The sequence below is a fragment of the Nocardioides marinus genome, assembly GCF_013408145.1.
Classification (GTDB): domain Bacteria; phylum Actinomycetota; class Actinomycetes; order Propionibacteriales; family Nocardioidaceae; genus Nocardioides; species Nocardioides marinus.
Map to the genome: position 1 here is coordinate 2,653,768 of NZ_JACBZI010000001.1, position 21,782 is coordinate 2,675,549.

Sequence of the window (21,782 nt, forward strand, 5' to 3'; positions counted from 1 at the left end):
CTCCGGGGCGCCCGGCTCAGTCGGTGGCGAGCCGGGCGTGCAGGTGCTCGTCGTGCCGCCTGCCGTCGGCGTACCGGTAGGACTGGCGCAGCGTCCCCTCCAACAGGAACCCCGCCTTGCGCGCGACCCCGCACGAGGCCGGGTTCTCCACCGCGTGGAACAGGTGCAGGCGGTGCAGGCCCACCTCCTCGAAGGCGTACGCCGCCGCGGCCCGCACCGCGCTCGAGGCGACGCCCCTGCCGCGACCCCACGGGGCGACCCAGTAGCCGACCTCCCCGTCGCCCTGGTCGAGGTCGATCTTCCACACCGACACCGAGCCGAGCACGTCGCCGTCGTGGGGCTGCGTGATCAGCCACGAGGTGTGGGTGCCGGCCGACCAGTCGGCTCGCTCGGCGATCCACGCCAGCACCCCGGCGGGGTCCGACGGCCCGGGGTTCCACAGCTGGGTGCCGGAGTCGCCGAACGCCTCCAGCAGCCGGTCCGCGTCGCTCTCCCGCGACGCACGCAGCAGCACACCCTCTCCCCGGACCTCCACGGGGGCCGACGGCACGCTCATGTCGCGGACTCTAGACTCCTGTGGCCGCCGGAGCGCGGCATCGCGCTCGTAGCCCAACGGCAGAGGCATCAGGTTTAGGTCCTGACCAGTGAGAGTTCGAATCTCTCCGAGCGCACACCCGGGACGTCATACGTCCCGCGTCAGCGGACGTCCCGTCCGTATGACGTCCCACGGCCGCGAGCCTCAGGCGTCGTCCTCCTCCCGCAGCCGCGGGGTGCCCGCGAGCTCGGGCCGGATGCCGGTCTTGTCGGCGTAGAAGGCGCGGATGCGGTCCATGTCGGTGCCGATGTCGCCGGTGAGCGGGAAGGTCGGGCCCCAGCCCACGGTGCGCGAGGGGCCGTCGAGGAAGGCCAGCGTGATCGGCAGACCGGTCTGCTGGGAGATCCGGTAGAAGCCGGACTTCCAGTGCTCGACCTTGCTGCGGGTGCCCTCGGCGGCGATGCCGAGCAGGAAGGTCTCGTCGGTCTCGGCGTCGGCGATCAGTCGCCGGATCGTCTCGCCGGGGTTCTCCCGGTCCAGCGGGACGGCGCCGGTCCTGAGCAGGATCCAGCCGATCGGGCCCTTGAAGAACTCCTTCTTCACCAGCAGCCGGATCGTGACCCCGGAGTCCCACGCGAGCAGCATGGTGAGGACCCAGTCCCAGTTGGAGGTGTGCGGGGCCCCGACCAGCACGCCCTTGCGGGGCACCTCGCCCGTGGTGCGCCACCGCGAGAGCCGCAGCAGCACCTGGGCGACCAGCCAGCGCAGCCGCGCCAGCGGGCTCACGAGCGGCTGCCCAGACGCTCAGCGAGCACCGGCCCGAGCTCGCGCAGTGCGTGGCCGCGGTGGGAGATGGCGTCCTTGTCCTCGCGCGAGAGCTCGGCGGTCGTGACGCCCGGCCGCTCGTCGGCCTCGAAGACCACGTCGTAGCCGAACCCGCCGTCGCCGCGGACCTCGCGGACCACCCGGCCCGGCATCTCCCCGGTCACCACGACCTCGTGGTCGGGGCCGTCGCCGGTCACCAGTGCCACGGCGCAGGTGAAGTGGGCGGTGCGCCGCTCGTCGGGCACGTCCTCGAGCTGCTCGAGCAGCAGCCGGTTGTTGCGATGGTCATCCTTGGGCCTGCCCGACCAGCGCGCCGAGAGCACGCCGGGCATCCCGTTGAGCGCGTCCACGCAGAGCCCCGAGTCGTCGGCCACCGACGGCAGCCCGGTCTCGCGCCAGCCGGCGCGGGCCTTGAGCAGCGCGTTGCCGACGAAGTCGGGGGCGTCCTCGACGGGCTCGTCGTACGCCGACACGTCGTCGAGCCCGAGCACCCGCACGCCCGGGGCGTGCTCGGCCAGGATGCGCTCCATCTCCGCGATCTTCTTGGCGTTGCGCGAGGCGAGGAAGACCTGCACGGTGCTCACCGAGCCAGCGCCTCCTGCTGGAGGCGGGTGAGGTCGGCGCAGCCCTTCTCGGCCAGGCCGAGCAGCGCGTCGAGCTCGCTGCGGGAGAACGCCGCGCCCTCGGCGGTGCCCTGCACCTCGACGAAGGAGCCGGTGCCGGTCATCACGACGTTCATGTCGGTCTCGGCGCGGACGTCCTCGACGTAGGGCAGGTCCAGGCGCGGGAGACCGTCGATGATGCCGACGGAGACCGCGGCGACCGAGCCGGTCAGGGTCTGCATGCGGTCCAGCGACGCGCACGCGTCGGCCAGGGCGACGTAGGCACCGGTGATCGCGGCGGTGCGGGTGCCGCCGTCGGCCTGGAGCACGTCGCAGTCGAGCTGGATGGTGTTCTCCCCCATCGCCTCGTAGTCGATGACGGCACGCAGCGAGCGGCCGATGAGCCGGCTGATCTCATGGGTGCGGCCACCGATCCTGCCCTTGACCGACTCGCGGTCCGAGCGGGTGTGGGTGGAGCCCGGGAGCATGGCGTACTCCGCCGTCACCCAGCCCAGGCCCGAGCCCTTGCGCCAGCGCGGGACGCCCTCGGAGGCAGAGGCGACGCAGAGCACCTTGGTCTTGCCGAACTCCACCAGCACCGAGCCGGCGGCGTGGTCGAGCCACCCACGGGTGATCGTGATCGGTCGGAGCTCGTCGTCGGCGCGGCCGTCCTCGCGGGGAGTCGTCATGCCCGGCAGGCTACTGGCCCGCCCCGACACCGAGGCCGACGGGCTCACTCGCCCTCTCGCGCACACCCCGCGCCTCGGTCCACGCCAGTCGTACCGCCCACGGCCCCAGGTCGCGGGCGCGCCGACCCACCCACGGAGCGCCCTCGGCGACCATCCAGCGCACGTCGGTGCGCCACGAGGTGGTCACCCCGCCCTCCGGCACCACGGAGACCGGCTCGAAGTCGAACCCCTCCGCCCTCAACAGGTCGGCGAAGCGTCGCGCGAAGAGCCGGTGCCCCAGCTCGGAGGGGTGCAGCCGGTCCACGGACCAGAACGAGCGGTCCAGGACCTCGGGGAAGGTCGCCAGGTCGACCCGCAGCCCGCCGTACGTCGCGTGCACCTCGTCGTAGACACCGTTGACCGCCTCGATGCGGGCCGCCAGCGGCCGCCGCAGCACTCCCGGCAGGCCGAAGACCCGGCCGTGGTCGTGGAAGCGGGCGGTCAGCAGCAGCGCGCCGGTGCTGTGGAGGGCCTCGGCGGCGCCCATCAGGTCCGCGCGGACCCGGGCGACGTCCCACGACGAGCGCATCGTGTCGTTGACGCCGACGACGAGCGAGGCCACGTCGGGGCGGTGCGCCACGGCGTCGGCGAGCTGGCCCTCGACGACGCAGCGCGACGTGGCGCCGGAGACGGCGAGGTTGCAGAAGCTCACGTCGTACGCCGAGGCCAGCGAGCCGGACAGCAGCCGGGCCCAGCCGCGCCACCCCGAGGGCGACACCTGGGCGGACACCGGGTCACCGATGCCGTAGGTCGTGCTGTCACCGAGCGAAGCGAACCGCAGGTAGTGCGTGTCTCTCGACTCTCGGCCGTCGCGAGCGTCGTCCTGCGGAGTGCCTCGCAAGGCGGAGGAGGGAGGCGATGCGCCAGCATCGACGACTGACGACAACGCGGCGAGGTGCCCGCAGGGCGGCGCGCAGCAGGCCATGGAGTTGGGAGACACGCCCTCCAGAGCCACGGCCCCAGGCTCCCGTGACGGGGAACGCTGGGGCCGTGGCTGGCTGACGTGTCGGCGACGTGCCGGTGAAGAGTTACTTCGGCTCGGCGCGCAGCAGCCGCCACAGGCCGACGGCGAACGGGACCACCAGCCAGATGAAGCCGGAGACCAGCAGCTGGCCGAGCTCCTCACCGGTCGGCACCGCGTCGCCCTCGAACAGCGATGCCTGGGCGGTGTTGAACTCGATCCACGGCGCGAGGTCGGCGAACCACTCCTGGAAGGCACCCAGGATGCCCACCGCGATCGGCAGCACCAGGGTGTAGATGAAGTAGGCCACGATCGCGGCCGGGCTGTTCATCAGCAGCATCCCGATCGCGAAGCCCAGCAGGATGCCGATGAGGTTGGCCACGATGAAGCCGTTGACCAGCACGCCGGTCTCGACGTCCCACGTGCCGCCGGCGATGACGTTGCCCAGCGCGCCGATCGCGAAGGCCACCACGATGAGGCCGAGGCCGAGCAGCAGACCGGCGCAGAACTTCGCACCGACCACGCGGGCGCGGTGCGGCTCGAGGGTGAAGGTCACCAGGCCGGTGCGCTGGCTCCACTCGCTGGTGACCATCAGGATCAGCAGGATGGGCAGGAAGTAGCCCAGCGTGGCGCCGGAGACGCTGAGGAAGAAGCCGAAGTCCTGAGCCGCGTCGGGGGCGGCGAACGCGGTGATCAGCACGATCGCCAGGCACAGCGCGATGATCGACCCGGCGAACCATCGCCCGGCACGGGTGTCGAGGGACTTGCGCAGCTCCACCCGCACCAGGCGCCCGAAGGGCACCCGCGGGGTCGCGGAGACGTCGAGGGTGCCCGCGGGCGTGGAGGCGGGCTGGACGGGCGGGGTGGTGGTGCTCATGCGGCGCCTCCCTGGTCGGTCGCGGCGGCCGGGTGGCCCTCGCGCTGGGTGTCGGCGGTGAGTTCGAGGAAGAGGTCCTCCAGGCCGGCGGCGCCGGAGCGGAGGTCGGTGAGGACGACGCCGGCCGCGAGCGCGGCCCGGCCGACCTCGGCGGTCTCGCAGTCCACCCGCAGGCCCTCGCCCGCCGGGGTGGCGCTGTGACCGGCGTCGGAGAGGGCGCGCGCGAGCGCGTCGTTGTCCAGCGAGGTCACCAGCGAGGAGGCCGACTGACCGGAGAGCAGGGACTTCTTGTCGCCCTGGGCGACGATGCGGCCACGGCCGATGAGGATCATCTCGTCGGCGATCTGCTCGACCTCGTGCAGCAGGTGGCTGGAGAGCAGCACCGTGCCGCCTCGGTCGGCGTACTCCTTGAGCAGGCCGCGCATCCAGCGGATGCCGGCCGGGTCCAGGCCGTTGGCGGGCTCGTCGAGGATCAGCACCGACGGGTCGCCGAGCAGTGCGTGCGCGACACCGAGCCGCTGCCGCATGCCGAGGGAGTAGTTGCGCACCCGGCGCTTGGCCTCGGCCGGGGTCAGGGACACCATCTCGAGGATCTCGTCGACCCGGGAGTCGGGCAGACCCATGGTGCGGGCACCGATCGTGAGCACCTCACGGCCGGTGCGGCCGGCGTGCTGGGCCGAGGCGTCGAGCAGGACGCCCACGTGGCGTCCGGGGTTGGGGATGTCGCGGTAGGCGTGCCCGCCGATGGTGACGCGACCGTGGCTGGGCGGGGTGAGCCCGACCATGATGCGCATCGTGGTGGTCTTGCCGGCACCGTTGGGTCCCAGGAAGCCGGTGACCCGGCCGGGCTGCGCGACGAAGCTGACGTCGTCGACCGCGCGGAACCCTCCGTAGGTCTTGGTGAGTCCTTCGACTGTGATCATGGCTCTCACCCTGCCCTACGCCGACGACAGCGGCATCCCGGAACCCGGATCGACACGGCGGGGTCCCGGAGAATTCAGCGGCTGCTCGGGCGGAGGGCCCTCCCGGCCGGGTCACACGTCGTAGACGGCGCCGGCGCTGGCCAGCTCCAGCGGACCGTCGTAGGTCGACTTCGCCTCGGCCAGCGCGTCGAAGGGGTCGTGCCACGGGGGGACGTGGGTGAGCACGACGCGGGCGGCGCCGGCGCGGGTGGCGGTCTCCCCCACCTCGGCGCCGGTGAGGTGCAGTGAGGGCGGGTTCTCCTCGGCGCTGACGAAGGACGCCTCGGCCAGCAGCAGGTCCGCCTCCGCGGCCACCTGGTCGAACCCCGTGCACGGGCCGGTGTCGCCGCTGTAGGCCAGCACCCGGTCCCCGACCTGCACCCGGAACGCGTAGGCCTCGACCGGGTGGTCGACGGCGTACGGCGTCACCGAGAACGGGCCGACCTCGACCGGGTCCTCCTCGGGACGCAGCCGGTGGAACACGAACTCCTCGCGCATGCCCGGCTTCTTGGGCAGGTCGTAGGCCCGTGCCAGTCGGCGCGCGGTGCGGCGCGGGCCCCACACCGGCAGCGGCTCCTGCTCCCCGGTGGGGTGGTATTTGCGCAGCACGTAGTAGCTGGTCATGTCGATGCAGTGGTCGGCGTGCAGGTGCGAGAGGAACACCGCGTCGATGTCGAGCGGGTCGACGTAGCGGTGCAGCGCCCCCAGGGCGCCGTTGCCGAGGTCCATCAGGATGTTCCAGGTGCGGCCCTCGTGCTCGGCCTGTACCAGGTAGCACGACGCGGGCGAGTCCGGGCCCGGGTAGGACCCGCTGCACCCCACGACGGTCAGCTGCATGTGGCTCTCCCCTGCCGACGTACTCATCTGCCCCTCCGCCCCGTCCGGACCATCCCGCTCAGCGGCCTCCGGCCACCAGGCCGCCCGCGAACTGGCTGGCGGCGATCATCTCCGGCCCCAGGAACCGGCGGCCGATCGCCTCGAACTCCTGGGGCGCACCCGTGGTGAGGAAGGTGTACGACGGATCGCCGCCCTCGCGCATCAGGTCGGTGGTCGCCAGCATCTTGTAGACGTCCTTGGCGCACTCCTCGGCCGAGGAGACGAGCGTGACGCCGTCGCCCATGACGTAGGAGATGACGCCGGTCAGCAACGGGTAGTGGGTGCAGCCCAGCACCAGGGTGTCGACGCCGGCCTCGACCAGCGGGTCGAGGTACTCGTGGGCGACCTCGAGGAGCTCCTCGCCGCCGGTGACGCCCGCCTCGACGAACTCCACGAAGCGCGGGCAGACCTGGGTCTGCAACGTGAGGTGGGGCGCGGCGGCGAACGCGTCGTCGTAGGCCATCGACTCCGCGGTGGCGCGGGTGCAGATGACGCCGATGCGGCCGTTGCGGGTGGCCTGCACGGCGCGCCGGGTCGCGGGGAAGATCACCTCGACCACGGGGACGTCGTAGCGCTCGCGCGCGTCGCGCAGCATCGCGGCCGAGGCGGAGTTGCAGGCGATCACCAGCGCCTTGACGCCCTGGTCGACCAGGTGGTCGAGGCACTCCAGGGCGTACTCCCGCACCTCGCCGATCGGCTTGGGCCCGTAGGGCTGGCGGGCGGTGTCGCCGACGTAGACCACCGACTCGTGCGGCAGCTGATCGATCACCGAGCGCGCGACCGTCAGCCCGCCGAAACCGGAGTCGAAGATGCCCAGCGGGGCGTCCCTCGTCGTCGAGCGCGTCACGAGGCTCACCCTAGTCCGCGGACCCGGGGTAGCGTCGCGGACGTGTCGCGACCCACGCGCCTGCGCGCCCTCGTCCCGCTGCTTGCCCTCGCACTCGTGCCGGCCGGGTGCGGCTCGGACCGGTCATACGACGCGGCGACGGCGGTGCCCGCCGCGGCCGCCTCCCCCTCCTCCCCCGGTTCGCCGGCGCAGCGTCGGGCCGAAGTGCTCGACACCAAGCGGCGCGTCCTCGTCATCAGCGTCGACGGGCTGCGCTCCTCGGTCCTCGACGAGCTCGACGCCTCCGAGCTCCCGACCTTCACCCGGTTGCGGGAGGAGGGGGCCGGGACCCTCGACGCCCGCACGGTCGTGGAGCAGACCGAGACCCTGCCCGACCACACCAGCATGATCACCGGCCGTCGCATCGACACCGACCACGGCGGGCACGGCGTCACCTGGAACACCGACGAGCCCGGCACCACCGTCCACGAGGCCGCCGGCGAGCAGGTCGGCTCGGTCTTCGCCCGGGTGCACCGCGCCGGCGGCACGACGGCGCTGTTCACCGGCAAGTCGAAGTTCTCCCTCTTCCACCGCTCCTGGCCCAAGGCGCTGGACCGCTTCACCCTCGACTCCCGCGGCGCGCGACTGGTGCGCAAGACACGCACGGACCTGCGCCGCGAGACCCGCACCCTCACCTTCCTGCACCTGGCCGCCCCCGACCTGGCCGGCCACGCGCACGGGTGGACCTCGAGCCGGTACGCCGACGCCGTACGCACCGTCGACGGCTGGCTGGCCGACGTCCTGGCCACCGTCGAGAGCAAGCCCGTCCTGCGCAAGCACCTCACGATCGTGCTCACCGCGGACCACGGCGGCTCGGGCCAGGGACACACCGACCCGACCGTGCTCGAGCACCACCGCGTGCCGTTCCTGACCTGGGGCAAGGGGGTCGAGGCGGCCGACCTCTACGCGCTCAACCCGGACTACAAGAAGCCGCGCCGCAAGCGCCCCGGATACGCGGCCGAGCGCCAGCCCGTGCGCAACGGCGACGTCGCCAACCTCGCCCTGGACCTGCTCGGCCTCCACGCCGTGCCCGGGTCGACCATCGGCACGGCCCAGGACCTCGTGCTCACCGCCGACGGGGGCGGCTGACCCTCACGCAATCTTTACCGGCTCAGACAGCCATCCTCCTGCGCGGATGTGGCCGCGGGAGGACAGTGAAGGGCATGGGAACCCGGGAGGAACCCCAGACCCTCGCCGACGCGCTCGCTGAGCTCGCCGACCTGAGGGCGCGGGTGGACAACGCGCAGATGCTCGCGAACATGGGCGACTACGACTGGCACATCGAGACCGACACCAACACCTGGTCCGACCAGCTCTTCCGCATCTACGGCTACGAGCCGGGCCAGATCATGGCCTCCTATGAGGTGTTCCTGCAGCACATCCACCCCGAGGACCGCGAACGCATCCAGTCGGTGCACCAGCACGCCTATGCCACGGGCGAGCCGTACCAGATGATCGAGCGGATCCTGCGACCCGACGGCGAGCTGCGCTACCTCGCCTCCAACGGCCAGGTCGTCACCGACGCCAACGGCACCCCGCTGCGCATGCGCGGCACCTGCATCGACATCACCGACCGGGTGCGCGCCGAGCAGGCCCAGGAGGAGACCGCCGTCCGCCTGGCCGAGGAGCTGCAGGCGCGCCGCCAGGCCGCCGAGCTCAACGACAACGTCGTCCAGGGCCTCACCGCCGCGTCGTACGCCGCCGAGCTGGGCGACCTGGAACGCACCAAGGCCTACGTCGCCGAGACGCTCGCCAAGGCCTCGAAGATGCTCGACGACCTCATGCTCGCCGGTGGTGACCCCGACCTCACCCGTCAGGACGCCGCCCGCCTGGGCGACCCCACCTGACCCACCCCACCCCGCCGAACCGGCGTATCAATACGCCGACTCGACCCACCCCGCCCGCCGAACCGGCGTATCAATACGCCGACTCGACCCACCCCGCCCGCCGAACCGGCGTATCAATACGCCGGCTCGGCAGGACGGGTGAGGGTCAGCGCAGGCGGGTGACGCCGATCTTCGCGCGCCGCACCTGCTTGCCCGTCCAGGCGAAGCGCACCCACTTCTCCTGGGAGAACAACCGGGTCTGGTCGGCGTGGAAACGCGAGGTCGGGTCCTCGGACTGGCTGTAGGTCAGGATCGTCCGGGCGATCGGCGCGCCCTTCTTGCGGAACGCGATCGCCTGGATGTGCGAGGAGCCGTAGGTGATCGGCTGGTACCGGTCGTCGTTCTCCTCGGGCAGGTAGGACTTCAGGGCGTTGGCGTTGCCGGCGGAGTCGCCGAGCCCACCGCCGAGCGGGATCGCCGGGGCACCCCGGTCGCCGGCGACCTGCAGCGAACCCCACCGGGCGTCGAAGGCGACCCCGGCGTCGCGGACCTCGTCGATGGCGTCCTGCAGCGCCTGCACCACCTGCGGGTTGGCCGTGTTCAGCCCGGCCGGGGTGTGGAACGGGTCGCTGGGGTCGAACGGTGTCGTCCACACCGGGTCCACGCCCACCACCGGCAGCGCGGAGGGCAGCTTCTCCACGAACGCCTCGAAGAGGTGCACGCCACGCGACCCCTTGTCCGAGCGGCCGTCCCAGGCCGCGAGCGCCTCGCACGCCTCGGTCTCGCCGGTCGCCTCGCACACGGCGTCGAGCGCGCCGTCCTCCCGCATGACCTCCGCGGCCATGACGCGGTTCTCGTGCTGGTGCCCGGCCAGGCTGCGGGGCGTCTCCTTCTTCCCGGCCGCCAGCCGGTCGGCGACGTACGCCGCGACCACGCGGGTGCGCATCGTGCGGCTGCAGTCCTCGCAGCCGATGATCGAGTCGTAGCCCTCGAGCCGGATCTCGTCGTTGGGGGTCCAGTAGGAGTCGTTGGCGTTCATCACCCAGTCGCGGGTGACGACCGACGGCAGGTTGGCGGGGCCCAGGATGCCGGGCCGCGACGCGTCCTCGTCGGCGCCCCACGCGCAGGAGCTGCCCGCGCGGGTGCCGTCGAGACCCGGCAGCCCGGCGACCTCGTCGAGGACCCGCCCGACGGCGGTCATGCAGGTGGCCGCCATCTCGTCGGTGACGTGCGGGACGACCGAGTGGTCGGCGTACAGGACCTGCCCCTTGCGGTCTGCGGCGGTCGTGTTGACCCACGGCATGCCCGCGGCGCGGTCCTGGCGGCGCAGCAGGTCCTGGACGTCCGTGGCCTTGCCCATCTCGAGGAACGTGTCGATCGTGCGCAGGTGCTCGGCGTTGGCGTCGCGGATCGCCCACACGCTGGCCAGGCCCCACGGCATCAGCAGGTCGGGGGCGTCGATGACGTAGCCCTCCGCGGTGCGGTAGACGTCCTCGGTGACGGTCTCCAGCTTGCCGCCGCCGGTGCGCACCGTGACCTCGACCTCGCGGTGGTCGAGCTCGGCGGGGCCCGAGTCGGTGAGGTACGTCGTGGGGCTGAGCGCGATCGGGGTGACGTACTCGTACGGCGTGAAGCGGTACGCCGTGGAGACCGTGTGCGACCAGGCCACGTGGTCGTTGAAACCGATGTTGACCGCCGGCGACCCGACCAGCGAGGCCCCCGCGACGTCGTACTCGCCGGGGATGGTCAGGTGCTGCTGGGTGAAGTGGTAGCGACCGCGCCACGGGAAGTGCGGGTTCCCCAGCAGCATCGCGCTGCCGGTGGAGGTGTTGTCGCTGCCGACCGCGGTGGCGTTGGAGCCGAAGGGCCGCTCGGGGTCGCGACCGAGGCCGGCGAGCAGGGCGTCGCGGTCGACGTCGGCGGCCTTCACGGGCAGCTCGGGCAGCCCCGGATCGGTCGGGCTCGGCGGGGCCGCGTCGGCGATGGCGCCCACGAAGACGCCGGTGGAGGCCAGCAGGTTGGCCAGGTAGACGCCGTACCAGAGGTCGAGCGTGGTGACGTTCGGCTTGATGTACGCCGCGCCCTTGCAGGCGGGGTCGGTGACCTGGTTCTCCCGGACCCAGCGGTTGATGCCGGCGACGTAGCCGTCGACCATCTGGCGGGCCTGTCGCCCGGGGCCGCGGGTCTCGTCCTTCAGCAGGCCCTCCACGACCTTGCGGTCGTGCAGGTCCGTGACGACGGTGTCGACCTGGAGGTTGGTGGCACGCAGGGTCACCTGGTCGTCGTAGACCTCGTCGGGGCCGAACCACCGCGACCGCTCACCGCGACCGGTCACCAGGGTGTCGAACAGCGTGCACAGGCTCATCTCGGCCGCGGCGTACCCGCTGCCGTAGCCCAGGCCGACGAAGTCCTCGGCCTTGATGTGCGGGATGCCGTGCTCGGTCCAGGTGATGTCGGCGCGGTAGCGGTCGGCCTTCCGCGCAGCCGGCGCCGCGGCCGCCTGCGTCGTGGCCGCCGGCACGGAGACGCGGGCGGAGGGAGCGGCACCGACCGCCGAGGAGGCGGGTCCGGTGGGCACCGCCACCAGCAGGGCACCGAGGCCGGTGGCGAGGGCGGTTCCGAGGGTCGTGGAGAGGCGCACGTGGGCCTAACGGCCGAGTGTGACGGTGGTTACTGCTCGGTCACGAGCAGATGAGGAGGGGTCTCAGACCCGGCCCTGCTCCGCGAGCGTGGGGAACGGGTTGAACCTGCAGCCGTCGCGGCCCTTGGACTGCTGCATCATCACCGGCGCCGGCTTCCCCGCGCCGGGGCAGCCGGAGTGCCCCAGGCCCAGCCAGTGGCCGGTCTCGTGGTTGACGACCATGTGGCGGTAGTCGCGCAGCGAGCGCCCGGCGGCGTTCCACGCCGGCGACGCGTGCTGCCAGCGGGTCTGGTTGATGACCACGTAGCGGCCCACCCGGCACGACCAGGTCGAGGAGCACTGGGAGGAGAACGACGGCACTTGCGCGGCGGTGGCGAGCACGAGGGTGAACGAACCGCCCCTGGCCACCCGGCGGAAGGCGACTCCTCCCCCTCGCCAGCCGCGGGGGTCCTCGAAGGTCTGCTGCGCCAGCCGGGCGAACTCCTTCACGCTCGCGGTGACCGGTCCCCGGGTGGCGACGCTGTAGGTGACCGAGCGCTGCACCCCCACGCGGTGCGCCACCTTCTCCGTGCGCTCGGAGCGGGCCCGCTCGCGGGTGTGGCCGGGGGCGGTGCCGACGACCTCCACGCGCAGCCGGTGGCCGACGTCGGCCACGCCGATGCGGTACGACGCCTCGCGCGCGCCCCGGATCGGCTCGCCGTCCCGCAGCCACCGGAAGCGCACCTTCGTCGGCTCGGTCCGCCAGCGACCGGGGGTCGCGCGGACCGTGCGGGTGAACCTCTGCTCACCGCGGACCTTCGGGTCGCCGCGCAGCACCAGTCGGGCACGACCGACCTTGTCGGTCGGTTCGGAGAGAGCCGTCTCGGAGTAGCCGTCGGCGTCGGTGGCCGTGACCTCGACCTGCAGTCGGTGCCGCAGGTCGTCGAGGTCGAGGGTGTAGGCCTGCTCGCGGGCCCCACGGACCGGCTCGCCGTCGCGGAACCACCGGTAGCTGTGGGTCAGCGCCTCGCCCGGCTCGTCGGTCTCCCACTCGCCGGCCGAGGCGGTGAGGGTCTCGCCGAAGGTGGTCTCCCCCGTCACGACGGGCGGACTCGTCGGGCTCACCGGCGGGAGCGGGTCCTCCGCGGAGGCGGGAGCGACCGGCAGGACGGACAGGAGGGCGAGCGCGAGGCTCAGGCCCAGGGCTGGGCCTACGCCCAGAGCTGCCCCTCGAGCCGGTCCTCGGCCTCGTCCACGGTGCCCTCGTAGGCCCCGGTCGAGAGGTACTTCCAGCCGCCGTCGCACACGACGAAGGCTATGTCAGCCGACTCGCCCGCCTTGACAGCCTTCGCGGCCTGTCCCATCGCGGCGTGCAGGATCGCGCCGGTGGAGACGCCGGCGAAGATGCCCTCGAGCTCCAGCAGCTCGCGGACCCGCCGCACGGCGTCGCGCGGACCGACCGAGAACCGCGAGTCGATCAGCGAGGCGTCGTACAGCTCGGGGACGAAGCCCTCGTCGAGGTTGCGCAGGCCGTAGACCAGCTCGCCGTAGCGCGGCTCGGCGGCCACGATCCTGACGTCGGGCTTGGCGCGACGGAAGTAGCGGCTGACGCCCATCAGGGTGCCGGTGGTGCCGAGGCCGGCCACGAAGTGGGTGATCGAGGGCAGGTCCTCGAGCAGCTCGGGGCCGGTGCCCTCCTCGTGGGCGAGGGCGTTGGCGGCGTTGCCGTACTGGTAGAGCATCACCCAGTCGGGGTGCTCCTCGGAGACCCGCTTGGCCACGCGCACGGCCTCGTTGGAGCCGCCGGCGGCCGGGCTGGAGACGATCTCGGCGCCCCACATCCGCAGCAGCTGGCGGCGCTCCTCGGAGGTGTTCTCCGGCATCACGCACACGATGCGGTAGCCCTTGAGCTTGGCCGCCATCGCCAGCGAGATGCCGGTGTTGCCGGAGGTCGGCTCGAGGATCGTGCACCCCGGTCGCAGGGTGCCGTCCTTCTCGGCCTCCTCGATCATCCGCAGCGCTGGCCGGTCCTTGATGGAGCCGGTCGGGTTGCGGTCCTCGAGCTTGGCCCACAGGCGGACGTCAGGGCTCGGCGAGAGCCGGGGCAGCCCCACGAGGGGGGTGCCGCCGACCGAGGCGAGCAGGTTGTCGTACCGCACTGTTGATCAGGTCTCCGGATAAGTCACTGGGTCTCGACACGCGGGTCGCGGCTTCGCAGGCTCAGCCGCGCCGCTCGCTCGACCAGCATCAGCGGATCCGCTGGCGCGTCTCCGCTCCGCCGGCGACGGCCGGCAGCACGACGACCTGGTCGCCGTCGGAGAGCGGGGCCTCGAGGCCGCCCATGAAGCGGACGTCCTCGTCGTTGATGTAGATGTTGACGAAGCGGCGCAGGTCGTCGGCGCCGTTCTTCTCCTCGACCAGGCGGTCCTTGAGGCCGGGGTGCTTGGCCTCGAGGTCGTCGATCAGGGCACTCAGGCTGCCGCCCTCGCCGGACACGGCCTTCTCGCCGCCGGTGTAGGTGCGCAGGATGGTGGGGATCCGGACCTCGATGGACATGCTGCTCCTCTTCTTCGCGATGCTCAGGAAATCAGGCTCAGGGATCAGGCGAGCGTGGGGACGACGGTGACCTCTTCCTCGGTCACCTCGCCGTCGACGATCCGATAGGACCTGAACTCCACAGGGCCCTCGTTATTCCCTCCCCGAGATTCTGCCCAGTCCCGGGTGGAGACGAGCACGTAGTGCGCGCCCGGCTCGCTGGCCAGGCCGATGTCGGTGCGGCTCGGGTAGGCCTCGGTGGCCGTGTGCGAGTGGTAGATCACCACCGGCTCCTCGTCGCGGTCCCACATCTGCTTGTACAGCTCGAGCAGCTCGGTGGAGTCGAACTCGTAGAACGTCGGGCTGCCCGCGGCGTTGACCATCTCCACGTGCCGCTCGGGACGGTCGCTGCCCTCGGGGCCCGCCACGATGCCGCAGCACTCGTCGGGGTGGTCCCGCTTGGCGTGCGCGACGATCGCGTCGTACGTCGCCTGGTCGATGGTCAGCACGCCCGCCAGACTAGGGCGCGGGGCGGTCGGACCCCATACCCGCCCGGGAAGCGGACCGGGTCGGCTGCGGCGTACCTCACTGTGCTGGGCGTCCCTCAGCGGCCCGCACGAGCAGGTTCAGCTCAGCGCGCCGATCAGGGTCTCCTGGAGCCAGCCGACCCACTCGTAGATGTCGTGGGCCTGGGCGCGGGGGTCGTCGTCGGGCAGGGAGTACCAGTACTCCTCGTCGCCGTCCTCGACACCCAGGCGCGTGGCCAGGGCCAGCCGGATGTCGGTGAAGGAGCGCATCCAGGTCTGGGCGGTCGCCTCGTCCATCTCGACGTCGATGGTCAGGCCGTCCTCGTCCAGCTCGTCGGGCAGCCCGGCCTCCTCGAGGGTGTCGATGATGGTGCCGGCCGCCCTGGCCTTGCCCTCGCGCAGCGTGCCCTCGGTGAAGCGGCGGAACTCTGCAGCCGCCTCCTCGTCCTCGACGTACGCGGTCGGGAAGAGCCGGGCGAGGACGGGGTCCTCCGGGGCGGTGGTGGGGCCGGAGAAGTCCATCAGCACCTCGAGCGGGTCCCGGTCGTCGGGCACGGCCGCCTCGTGGTGGAGCAGCTCGACGATCTGGGAGGCCAGCGAGCGCAGCAGGTCGGCCTCGAACCCGGAGAAGGTGGCGATCACCGCACCGCTGCGGCGGTGGCGGGTGAAGGCGCTCACCGGGCGGCCCTCACGGCTGGTCCTCGCGCTGCATGGTGGCCCACAGGCCGTACTCGTGCATCGCCTGGACGTCGCGCTCCATCTCCTCGCGCGAGCCCGAGGAGACCACCGAGCGGCCGTCCTCGTGGACCTCCATCATCAGCTTCTCGGCCTTGCGCTTGTCGTAGCCGAAGTAGGTGCGGAAGACGTAGGTGACGTACGACATCAGGTTGACCGGGTCGTTCCAGACGATCGTCACCCACGGGGTCGCCGGCCTGGTGAGCAGGTCGGAGTCGAGGGTCGGCTCGACCTCGACGGGGCTGGGCGCGGTCACGCCACCCATGCTTCCACACGCGGGGCGTCGGCCTAGGCTCGCAGGGGTGAGTGCCGACCACCCGCCGTCGACGGCCCTGCTGACCGACCACTACGAGCTCACCATGCTGCAGGCGTCCCTGGCCTCCGGGACCGCCGAGCGGCGCACGGTCTTCGAGCTCTTCGGCCGGCGGCTGCCCGAGGGGCGGCGCTACGGCGTGGTCGCAGGGGTCGGTCGTGCCCTCGACACGTTGGAGCGCTTCTGCTTCGACGAGCCGACGCTGGCGGTGCTGGCCGAGGTGGTGGACGAGCCGACGCTGGAGCGGCTGGCGCGCTGGCGCTTCACCGGCGACGTGTGGGGGTACGCCGAGGGCGAGACCTACGTCCCGGGCTCGCCGCTGCTGGTGGTGGAGGCGCCCTTCGCCGAGGCGGTGCTGCTGGAGACGCTGCTGCTCTCGATCTACAACCACGACTCGGCCATCGCCTCGGCAGCCTCCCGGATGACCCGGGCCGCCGGTGGGCGGGCCTGCATCGAGATGGGGTCGCGGCGCACCCACGAGGAGGCCGCGGTCGCCGCCGCGCGGGCGGCGTACGTCGCGGGGTTCGCGGGCTCCTCGAACCTCGCGGCCCGGCAGCGGTACGGCGTGCCCACGACCGGCACCTCCGCGCACGCCTTCACCCTGCTGCACGACTCGGAGACCGACGCGTTCCGGGCGCAGGTCGCCTCACTGGGGGCCGGCACGACGCTCCTCGTCGACACCTACGACGTCGCCGAGGCGGTGCGGCTGGCGGTCGAGGTCGCGGGCCCCGAGCTGGGCGCCGTGCGCCTGGACTCCGGGGACCTCGCCGACCTCGCGCACCAGGTGCGGGCCCAGCTGGACCGGCTCGGTGCCGATCGCACCCGCATCGTGGTCACCTCCGACCTCGACGAGCACGCCATCGCTGCGCTGGGGTCTGCTCCGGTCGACAGCTACGGCGTGGGGACCCAGCTGGTGACCGGCAGCGGGCACCCGACCGTGGGGCTGGTCTACAAGCTGGTCGCCCGTGAGGGCGCGGACGGTGAGCTCGTCGGCGTGGCCAAGCGCAGCACCGCCAAGGAGTCCTGGCCCGGCCGGCACTGGGCGCGCCGCCGCCACGACGCCGCGGGCACCGCCACCGCCGAGGTGGTCGGGACGGGCACGCCCCCTCCGCCGGCCGACGACGAACGGGACCTGCTGGTGCCGCTGGTGCGGGCCGGCGAGGTGGTGGGCCGCGAGCCCCTGGAGGCGGCCCGTGAGCGGCACGCGCGCTCCCGCGACGCGCTGCCGATGGCCTCCCGCTCCCTCCTGCGCGGCGAGCCGGTGCTGCCCACGGTGCGGCCGTAGGGTCCTGGCATGACGACCCCTGACTCCGTGCCCGGCCTCGACGTCGACCTGACCGACGGGGTGCTGCGCCTGACCTTCAACCGCCCGGAGGTCTTCAACGCGCTGTCGGGGGAGGTCGCCCTCGCCCTGGCCGACCTCCTGGAGTCCGTGCCCTCGCGCGACGACGTCAGGGTCGTGGTGCTGACCGGCGTCGGCGCCGCCTTCAACGCGGGCGCCGACATCTCCGGGGACGACGCCCACGAGAACTTCGACGTGCGGGCGATGGACGTCACCAACCGGATCATCCGCGCGATCGTCGCGTGCGACCGACCCGTGCTCGCCGCGGTCAACGGGGTCGCGGCCGGCGTCGGCTGCGGGATCGCGCTGGCGTGCGACATCGTCGTGGCGGCGGCGTCGTCGTCGTACCTGCTGGCCTTCACCCGCATCGGCTTCATGCCCGACGGCGGCACGTCGGCCACCGTGGCGGCCTCGGTCGGCCGGGCCCGGGCGATGCGGATGGCGCTGCTCGCGGAGCCCCTGAGCGCCCAGGAGGCGTACGACGCGGGGCTGGTCACCCACGTGGCCGGCGACGAGGAGTTCCCGACGCTGGTCGACACGCTCGTCCGGCGGCTGGCCTCGGGCCCCCCGCTGGCCTTCGCCGCCACCAAGAAGGCCGTCAACGCAGCCACCCTGCTCCCCCTCGACGACGCCCTCGAGCGGGAGCGCACCGGCCAGGTCGTCCTCATGCGCACCGCCGACGTCGCCGAGGGGATGCGCGCGTTCTCCGAGCGGCGCAGGCCGGTGTTCCGCGGGGAGTAGCGGCGGGCGGTCGGCGGGACGGTCGGCGGGCCGGAAGGTTCGACTGATGTCAGTCAGACCTTTCGGTTCGCGGTCGAAGGTTCGACCGCCATCCGCCAGGTTGGACTGACATCAGTCAGACCTTTCACGCCAACCCCCAAAGAACTGTTTGACAGTCGCGGCCACCAGGGTGTGCACTACTCCCCAAGAACTCTTGGAGGGTCAATGGCAGACACCCAGCCCGGACACGGCGAGAAGATCGGCGAGATGCGCGCGCTGGCGCACCCGGTGCGGCTGCGGATGCTCTCGCTGCTCACAGGTACGGCGATGAGTGCCGCCGAGGTGGCGCGCGAGCTCGAGCTGACCCACGCCAACGCCAGCTACCACCTGCGGGTCCTCGCCGACGCCGGGGAGCTCGTGGTCGACGGCGAGGAGAAGGTCCGCGGCGGGACCGCCAAGAGGTACCGCTACCCCCACGAGCACGAGGGCCGCCACGTCGTTCCTCCCTCCGAGCACAGCCCGGCCGACGACGCCCTGCACCTGCGGGCGACCTTCACCGAGCTCGAGCGCCGGGTCGCCACCAGGGTCCCGGGCGGCTGGCTCTCCGACCTCGACGGCTGGGTCGACCCCGCCGTCTGGGCGGAGGCGCTCGAGCACCTGCAGGCGGCCTCCCGGCTGCTCCACGACGCCAACCGCCCGCCCCGCACCGAGGGCACCGTCCACATCAGCTTCACGGCCCTCGCGTTCGCGATGCGGCCGCCCACCCCCTCCCCCGAGGAGCCCGAGCACACCGAGGAGCAGTCATGACCTGGTCGGCCAGCCTGGCGCCGCTGCGGGAGGCCAACTTCCGCTACTACTACCTCTCCCGCCTGGTGAACATGATCGGCAACGCGATGGCCTCCCTCGCGCTGGCGTTCGCGGTGCTGAAGGTCACCGACGACGACCCGGCCGCGGTGGGCTACGTGCTGGCCGCCCACACCGTCCCGATGGTGCTGCTGCTCCTGTGGGGCGGCGTGGTGGCCGACCGGTTCGGTCGCGTGGCCGTGCTGCAGTTCTCCAACCTCGCCTCGGCGGTCAGCCAGGGCCTCATCGCGGCCCTGGTCATCACCGGCACCGCCGAGCTCTGGTCGCTGGTCGCGCTCAGCCTCGTGCACGGCATCGTGTCCGGCGTCGGGTTCCCCGCGATGGCCAGCATGCTGCCCTCGGTCGTCGCCAAGGAGCACCTGCAGCCCGCCAACGCCCTGGTCTCCCTCGCCCGCTCCGGCATCGTCATCATCGGGCCCACCGTCGCCGCGCTGCTCGTCGTCACCGTCGGCCCCGGCTGGGCGCTGGCGGTCGACGCCACCACCTGGCTCGTGAGCGGGCTGCTGCTCGGCCTGGTCCGGCTGCCCGCCGTCGCACGACGCAGTGCCGGCGCGAGCACGTTCACCGAGCTGCGCGAGGGCTGGTCCTACGTGCGGCGCACGCAGTGGCTGTGGGTCGTGGTGCTGGGCTTCTCGGTGCTCAACGCCATCCACGCCGGCGCGTGGTTCACCCTCGGCCCGGCCCGGGCCAAGGAGACCATCGGCGAGCAGGGCTGGGGGCTGGTGCTCTCCGCCGAGGCCGTGGGCCTGCTGCTGATGACGCTGGTCCTGCTGCGCGTGCGGCTCGAGCGGCCGCTGCTGGTCGGGATGGTCGGCATCATGGCGCTCGGCCTGCCGATCTTCATGCTCGGCGCGCACCCGCACCTGCTGTGGCTGGTGCTGGCGACGTTCATCGCCGGCGCCGGCACCGAGCTGTTCAACATGGGCTGGAACCTCGCCATGCAGGAGCAGGTCCCCGACGAGATGCTCTCGCGCGCCTACTCCTACGACGCGCTCGGCTCGTTCGCCGCGATGCCGGTCGGCCAGGTGCTCTTCGGGCCGCTGGCGGTGGCCTTCGGGTTCACCGACGTGCTGGTCGTCAGCGGCATCGTCTACGTCGTGGTGTGCGGGCTGGTCCTGCTCTCCCCGGAGGTACGCCGGCTCGCCCGTGCACCCGAGGAGCAGCCCTCCCCCGCCGCGGCCTGACCGGCGCTCAGCACCACTTCCCGACCACGGCCGCGACCACCGTCGGGTTGCGCCAGGTCGAGGTGGTGCCCAGGCACTTCTCGACCAGCGGGTTGGTCAGCTTCGTCCCGTGGACTCCGTCCGCGCTCACCAGCAGGTGCAGCGCACGGCCGCCGACCTCGATCCGCTCCCCGGGCTGCGCCTTCTCGCGCAGACGCTGCACGCCCTCGTCGGTCGGCTCGTCTCGCAGCAGCGCCACGTAGTGCTGGCCGGCGTGGTCGACCGTGGAGGCGTGCTCGTGGACCTCGCGCAGCTCGCTGCCGGCGTACACGATCGTGGGGACCTCGAAGCCGCGGTCGGCGAGGTAGGCCGACTCCAGCGCCTGCTCGATGCGGGCCCGGGAGCGCATGCGGGTCGAGATCCGCACGTTGCCGGTGTTGATGTGGGTGGCGACGTCCTCGAAGCCGGCCGCCCGCGTGGCCGCGACGATGTCGTCCTTGGGGAACTTTCGCGTCGCGCCGAGGTTGATCGCGCGCAGGAACGCCACGTAGGTCGCCATGGCCCCGATCCTGCCCCACCGCGGAGACAGTCGTGCCCCTCAGCGGGCGCCATGGCGCCCGCTGAGGGGCACGACTGCCTCAGAGATTGCCGCGGCGCTCCTGCTCGCGCTCGATCGCCTCGAACAGCGCCTTGAAGTTGCCCTTGCCGAAGCCCAGGGAGCCGTGCCGCTCGATGAACTCGAAGAAGACCGTGGGCCGGTCGCCCATCGGCTTGGTGAAGATCTGCAGCAGGTAGCCGTCCTCGTCGCGGTCCACGAGGATCTTGCGCTTCTTCAGCTCCTCGATCGGGACCCGCACCTGGCCGATCCGCGCGCGCAGCTCGGGGTCGTCGTAGTAGGAGTCGGGGGTCTCGAGGAACTCGATGCCGTGGTCGCGCAGGACGTCCACGGTGCGCAGGATGTCGCCGGTCGCGAGCGCGATGTGCTGGCAGCCGGCGCCGTCGTAGAACTCGAGGTACTCGTCGATCTGCGACTTCTTCTTCGCGATCGCCGGCTCGTTGAGGGGGAACTTCACCCGGTGGTTGCCGCTCGCGACGACCTTGCTCATCAGTGCCGAGTAGTCGGTGGCGATGTCGTCGCCGATGAACTCGGCCATGTTCGTGAAGCCCATGACCTTGTTGTAGAACTCCACCCACTCATCCATCCGGCCGAGCTCGACGTTGCCGACACAGTGGTCGACGGCCTGGAAGAGCCGCTTGGGGTGGCCCTCGCGGCGGGTGACGGTGGTCGAGCGGGCCTCGAACCCGGGCAGGTAGGGGCCGGAGTAGCGCGAGCGGTCGACCAGGGTGTGTCGGGTCTCGCCGTACGTCGCGATGGCGGCCATCCGGACGGTGCCGTGCTCGTCGGAGATCTCGTAGGGCTCGTCGAGGATGGTGGCGCCGACCGAGCGGGCGTGCTCGATGCAGCGGTCGACGTCGGGGACCTCGAGCGCCAGGTCGACGACACCGTCGCCGTGCTTGCGGTGGTGCTCCAGCAGGGGGCTGTCGGGGGTGACGCCGCCGGCGAAGACGAAGCGGGCGCTGCCCGAGCGCAGCACGTAGACCTTGGCGTCGCGGTGGCCGGTCTCGGGGCCGCGGTAGGCCTCGAGCTCCATCCCCAGGGCGAGCTGGTAGAAGGTCGCGGTCTGGGTGGCGTTGCCGACCACGAAGCAGATGGCATCCATGGCGGTCACCGGGAACGGGTCGCGGCTGGCGTCGTACTCCACGAGCCCGACCAGCTCCTTGAGCTGCTCGAGGGAGAGGTCGGCCTTGAGCTCATCAGGGGTCAGCGTCATGCCCGGATGGTGGCTGTCATCACGCAGAGTGTGCAACAGTCACCCGACACGCT

General features: G+C 72.1%; 24 protein-coding genes and 1 tRNA gene. 7 read left to right on the forward strand and 18 right to left on the reverse strand.

Translation table 11 applies throughout. From position 1 onward, the window contains the following. Positions 1 to 16: 16 nt before the first annotated feature. Positions 17 to 556: a GNAT family N-acetyltransferase gene (locus BKA05_RS12565; RefSeq protein WP_179531729.1), complete on the reverse strand. Its 540-nt coding sequence runs from the start codon at positions 554 to 556 to the stop codon at positions 17 to 19. Positions 557 to 598: 42 nt separating this feature from the next. Here BKA05_RS12565 and BKA05_RS12570 point away from each other — a divergent pair. Next, positions 599 to 671, forward strand: a tRNA-Leu gene (locus BKA05_RS12570). A 68-nt stretch (positions 672 to 739) separates the two neighbouring features. On the opposite strand, the gene BKA05_RS12575 is transcribed toward BKA05_RS12570, so the two are convergent. The 8 genes from BKA05_RS12575 to murI form a co-directional block, all read right to left on the reverse strand. Next, entirely contained in the window at positions 740 to 1,321 is a 582-nt protein-coding gene (locus tag BKA05_RS12575; RefSeq protein ID WP_298757750.1) for a lysophospholipid acyltransferase family protein, read from the reverse strand. Next, entirely contained in the window at positions 1,318 to 1,944 is a 627-nt protein-coding gene (gene rdgB, locus BKA05_RS12580) for an RdgB/HAM1 family non-canonical purine NTP pyrophosphatase (protein ID WP_343045658.1), read from the reverse strand. The genes BKA05_RS12575 and rdgB overlap by 4 nt, the downstream gene beginning before the upstream one ends. Beyond that, positions 1,941 to 2,699, reverse strand: coding sequence for a ribonuclease PH (gene rph, locus BKA05_RS12585; protein ID WP_415836777.1), 759 nt, complete (start codon positions 2,697 to 2,699; stop codon positions 1,941 to 1,943). The genes rdgB and rph overlap by 4 nt, the downstream gene beginning before the upstream one ends. Beyond that, a complete protein-coding gene (locus tag BKA05_RS12590) occupies positions 2,662 to 3,531 on the reverse strand; it encodes an SGNH/GDSL hydrolase family protein (RefSeq protein WP_246289797.1) in 870 nt (289 codons plus the stop codon). The genes rph and BKA05_RS12590 overlap by 38 nt, the downstream gene beginning before the upstream one ends. A gap of 187 nt (positions 3,532 to 3,718) precedes the next feature. After that, positions 3,719 to 4,528: an ABC transporter permease gene (locus BKA05_RS12595; protein WP_179531731.1), complete on the reverse strand. Its 810-nt coding sequence runs from the start codon at positions 4,526 to 4,528 to the stop codon at positions 3,719 to 3,721. Next, positions 4,525 to 5,451, reverse strand: coding sequence for an ABC transporter ATP-binding protein (locus BKA05_RS12600; RefSeq protein WP_179531732.1), 927 nt, complete (start codon positions 5,449 to 5,451; stop codon positions 4,525 to 4,527). Before BKA05_RS12600 ends, BKA05_RS12595 begins: the two co-directional genes overlap by 4 nt. A gap of 111 nt (positions 5,452 to 5,562) precedes the next feature. Then, positions 5,563 to 6,354 carry an MBL fold metallo-hydrolase gene (locus BKA05_RS12605; protein WP_246289798.1) on the reverse strand — a complete coding sequence of 264 codons (792 nt, stop codon included), beginning with the start codon at positions 6,352 to 6,354 and terminating at the stop codon, positions 5,563 to 5,565. 31 nt (positions 6,355 to 6,385) lie between these two features. Next, complete coding sequence (murI, locus tag BKA05_RS12610) at positions 6,386 to 7,213, reverse strand: glutamate racemase (RefSeq protein WP_343045659.1); 828 nt, start codon at positions 7,211 to 7,213, stop codon at positions 6,386 to 6,388. Between the two features lie 42 nt (positions 7,214 to 7,255). Between murI and BKA05_RS12615 the strand changes: the two genes are divergently transcribed. After that, positions 7,256 to 8,341, forward strand: a complete 1,086-nt coding sequence (locus BKA05_RS12615; protein ID WP_179531734.1) for an alkaline phosphatase family protein — start codon at positions 7,256 to 7,258, stop codon at positions 8,339 to 8,341. A gap of 74 nt (positions 8,342 to 8,415) precedes the next feature. Continuing rightward, a complete protein-coding gene (locus tag BKA05_RS12620) occupies positions 8,416 to 9,099 on the forward strand; it encodes a PAS domain-containing protein (RefSeq protein ID WP_179531735.1) in 684 nt (227 codons plus the stop codon). A 145-nt stretch (positions 9,100 to 9,244) separates the two neighbouring features. Here the strand turns inward: BKA05_RS12620 and BKA05_RS12625 are convergent, their stop codons facing one another. From BKA05_RS12625 to clpS, 7 genes are all read right to left on the reverse strand, one after another. Continuing rightward, complete coding sequence (locus BKA05_RS12625; protein ID WP_179531736.1) at positions 9,245 to 11,719, reverse strand: penicillin acylase family protein; 2,475 nt, start codon at positions 11,717 to 11,719, stop codon at positions 9,245 to 9,247. Between the two features lie 63 nt (positions 11,720 to 11,782). Continuing rightward, a complete protein-coding gene (locus tag BKA05_RS20340; RefSeq protein WP_179531737.1) occupies positions 11,783 to 12,799 on the reverse strand; it encodes a DUF3152 domain-containing protein in 1,017 nt (338 codons plus the stop codon). Positions 12,800 to 12,909: 110 nt separating this feature from the next. Further along, complete coding sequence (locus BKA05_RS12635) at positions 12,910 to 13,857, reverse strand: pyridoxal-phosphate dependent enzyme (protein WP_179531738.1); 948 nt, start codon at positions 13,855 to 13,857, stop codon at positions 12,910 to 12,912. An 88-nt stretch (positions 13,858 to 13,945) separates the two neighbouring features. Further along, a complete protein-coding gene (locus tag BKA05_RS12640; RefSeq protein ID WP_179531739.1) occupies positions 13,946 to 14,254 on the reverse strand; it encodes a MoaD/ThiS family protein in 309 nt (102 codons plus the stop codon). A gap of 44 nt (positions 14,255 to 14,298) precedes the next feature. Continuing rightward, positions 14,299 to 14,742, reverse strand: a complete 444-nt coding sequence (locus BKA05_RS12645) for a Mov34/MPN/PAD-1 family protein (RefSeq protein ID WP_179531740.1) — start codon at positions 14,740 to 14,742, stop codon at positions 14,299 to 14,301. A gap of 117 nt (positions 14,743 to 14,859) precedes the next feature. Then, positions 14,860 to 15,438: a DUF2017 domain-containing protein gene (locus BKA05_RS12650; protein WP_179531741.1), complete on the reverse strand. Its 579-nt coding sequence runs from the start codon at positions 15,436 to 15,438 to the stop codon at positions 14,860 to 14,862. A gap of 10 nt (positions 15,439 to 15,448) precedes the next feature. Beyond that, complete coding sequence (gene clpS, locus BKA05_RS12655; protein ID WP_179531742.1) at positions 15,449 to 15,760, reverse strand: ATP-dependent Clp protease adapter ClpS; 312 nt, start codon at positions 15,758 to 15,760, stop codon at positions 15,449 to 15,451. 37 nt (positions 15,761 to 15,797) lie between these two features. On the opposite strand from clpS, the gene BKA05_RS12660 reads away from it, so the two are divergent. The 4 genes from BKA05_RS12660 (at position 15,798) to BKA05_RS12675 (ending at position 19,918) form a co-directional block, all read left to right on the forward strand. Then, positions 15,798 to 17,093 (forward strand): nicotinate phosphoribosyltransferase, encoded by a 1,296-nt coding sequence (locus BKA05_RS12660; RefSeq protein WP_343045660.1) that lies wholly within the window; start codon positions 15,798 to 15,800, stop codon positions 17,091 to 17,093. 9 nt (positions 17,094 to 17,102) lie between these two features. After that, positions 17,103 to 17,891 carry an enoyl-CoA hydratase gene (locus tag BKA05_RS12665; protein WP_179531744.1) on the forward strand — a complete coding sequence of 263 codons (789 nt, stop codon included), beginning with the start codon at positions 17,103 to 17,105 and terminating at the stop codon, positions 17,889 to 17,891. A gap of 204 nt (positions 17,892 to 18,095) precedes the next feature. After that, positions 18,096 to 18,677: an ArsR/SmtB family transcription factor gene (locus tag BKA05_RS12670; protein ID WP_179531745.1), complete on the forward strand. Its 582-nt coding sequence runs from the start codon at positions 18,096 to 18,098 to the stop codon at positions 18,675 to 18,677. Then, entirely contained in the window at positions 18,674 to 19,918 is a 1,245-nt protein-coding gene (locus BKA05_RS12675) for an MFS transporter (protein WP_179531746.1), read from the forward strand. Before BKA05_RS12670 ends, BKA05_RS12675 begins: the two co-directional genes overlap by 4 nt. A gap of 7 nt (positions 19,919 to 19,925) precedes the next feature. Here the strand turns inward: BKA05_RS12675 and BKA05_RS12680 are convergent, their stop codons facing one another. Next, positions 19,926 to 20,456: a DUF1697 domain-containing protein gene (locus BKA05_RS12680; protein WP_179531747.1), complete on the reverse strand. Its 531-nt coding sequence runs from the start codon at positions 20,454 to 20,456 to the stop codon at positions 19,926 to 19,928. A gap of 79 nt (positions 20,457 to 20,535) precedes the next feature. Beyond that, entirely contained in the window at positions 20,536 to 21,729 is a 1,194-nt protein-coding gene (hppD, locus tag BKA05_RS12685; RefSeq protein WP_179531748.1) for a 4-hydroxyphenylpyruvate dioxygenase, read from the reverse strand. Positions 21,730 to 21,782: the final 53 nt, after the last annotated feature.

Bases quoted from the DNA above. Each gene is read 5' to 3' on its own strand.
- BKA05_RS12565 (WP_179531729.1), bottom strand. From the start codon at position 556: ATGAGCGTGCCGTCGGCCCCCGTGGAGGTCCGGGGAGAGGGTGTGCTG.
- BKA05_RS12595 (WP_179531731.1), bottom strand. From the start codon at position 4,528: ATGAGCACCACCACCCCGCCCGTCCAGCCCGCCTCCACGCCCGCGGGC.
- BKA05_RS12600 (WP_179531732.1), bottom strand. From the start codon at position 5,451: ATGATCACAGTCGAAGGACTCACCAAGACCTACGGAGGGTTCCGCGCG.
- BKA05_RS12605 (WP_246289798.1), bottom strand. From the start codon at position 6,354: ATGAGTACGTCGGCAGGGGAGAGCCACATGCAGCTGACCGTCGTGGGG.
- BKA05_RS12620 (WP_179531735.1), top strand. From the start codon at position 8,416: ATGGGAACCCGGGAGGAACCCCAGACCCTCGCCGACGCGCTCGCTGAG.
- BKA05_RS12640 (WP_179531739.1), bottom strand. From the start codon at position 14,254: ATGTCCATCGAGGTCCGGATCCCCACCATCCTGCGCACCTACACCGGC.
- clpS (WP_179531742.1), bottom strand. From the start codon at position 15,760: ATGGGTGGCGTGACCGCGCCCAGCCCCGTCGAGGTCGAGCCGACCCTC.
- BKA05_RS12665 (WP_179531744.1), top strand. From the start codon at position 17,103: ATGACGACCCCTGACTCCGTGCCCGGCCTCGACGTCGACCTGACCGAC.
- BKA05_RS12670 (WP_179531745.1), top strand. From the start codon at position 18,096: ATGGCAGACACCCAGCCCGGACACGGCGAGAAGATCGGCGAGATGCGC.
- BKA05_RS12675 (WP_179531746.1), top strand. From the start codon at position 18,674: ATGACCTGGTCGGCCAGCCTGGCGCCGCTGCGGGAGGCCAACTTCCGC.
- BKA05_RS12680 (WP_179531747.1), bottom strand. From the start codon at position 20,456: ATGGCGACCTACGTGGCGTTCCTGCGCGCGATCAACCTCGGCGCGACG.
- hppD (WP_179531748.1), bottom strand. From the start codon at position 21,729: ATGACGCTGACCCCTGATGAGCTCAAGGCCGACCTCTCCCTCGAGCAG.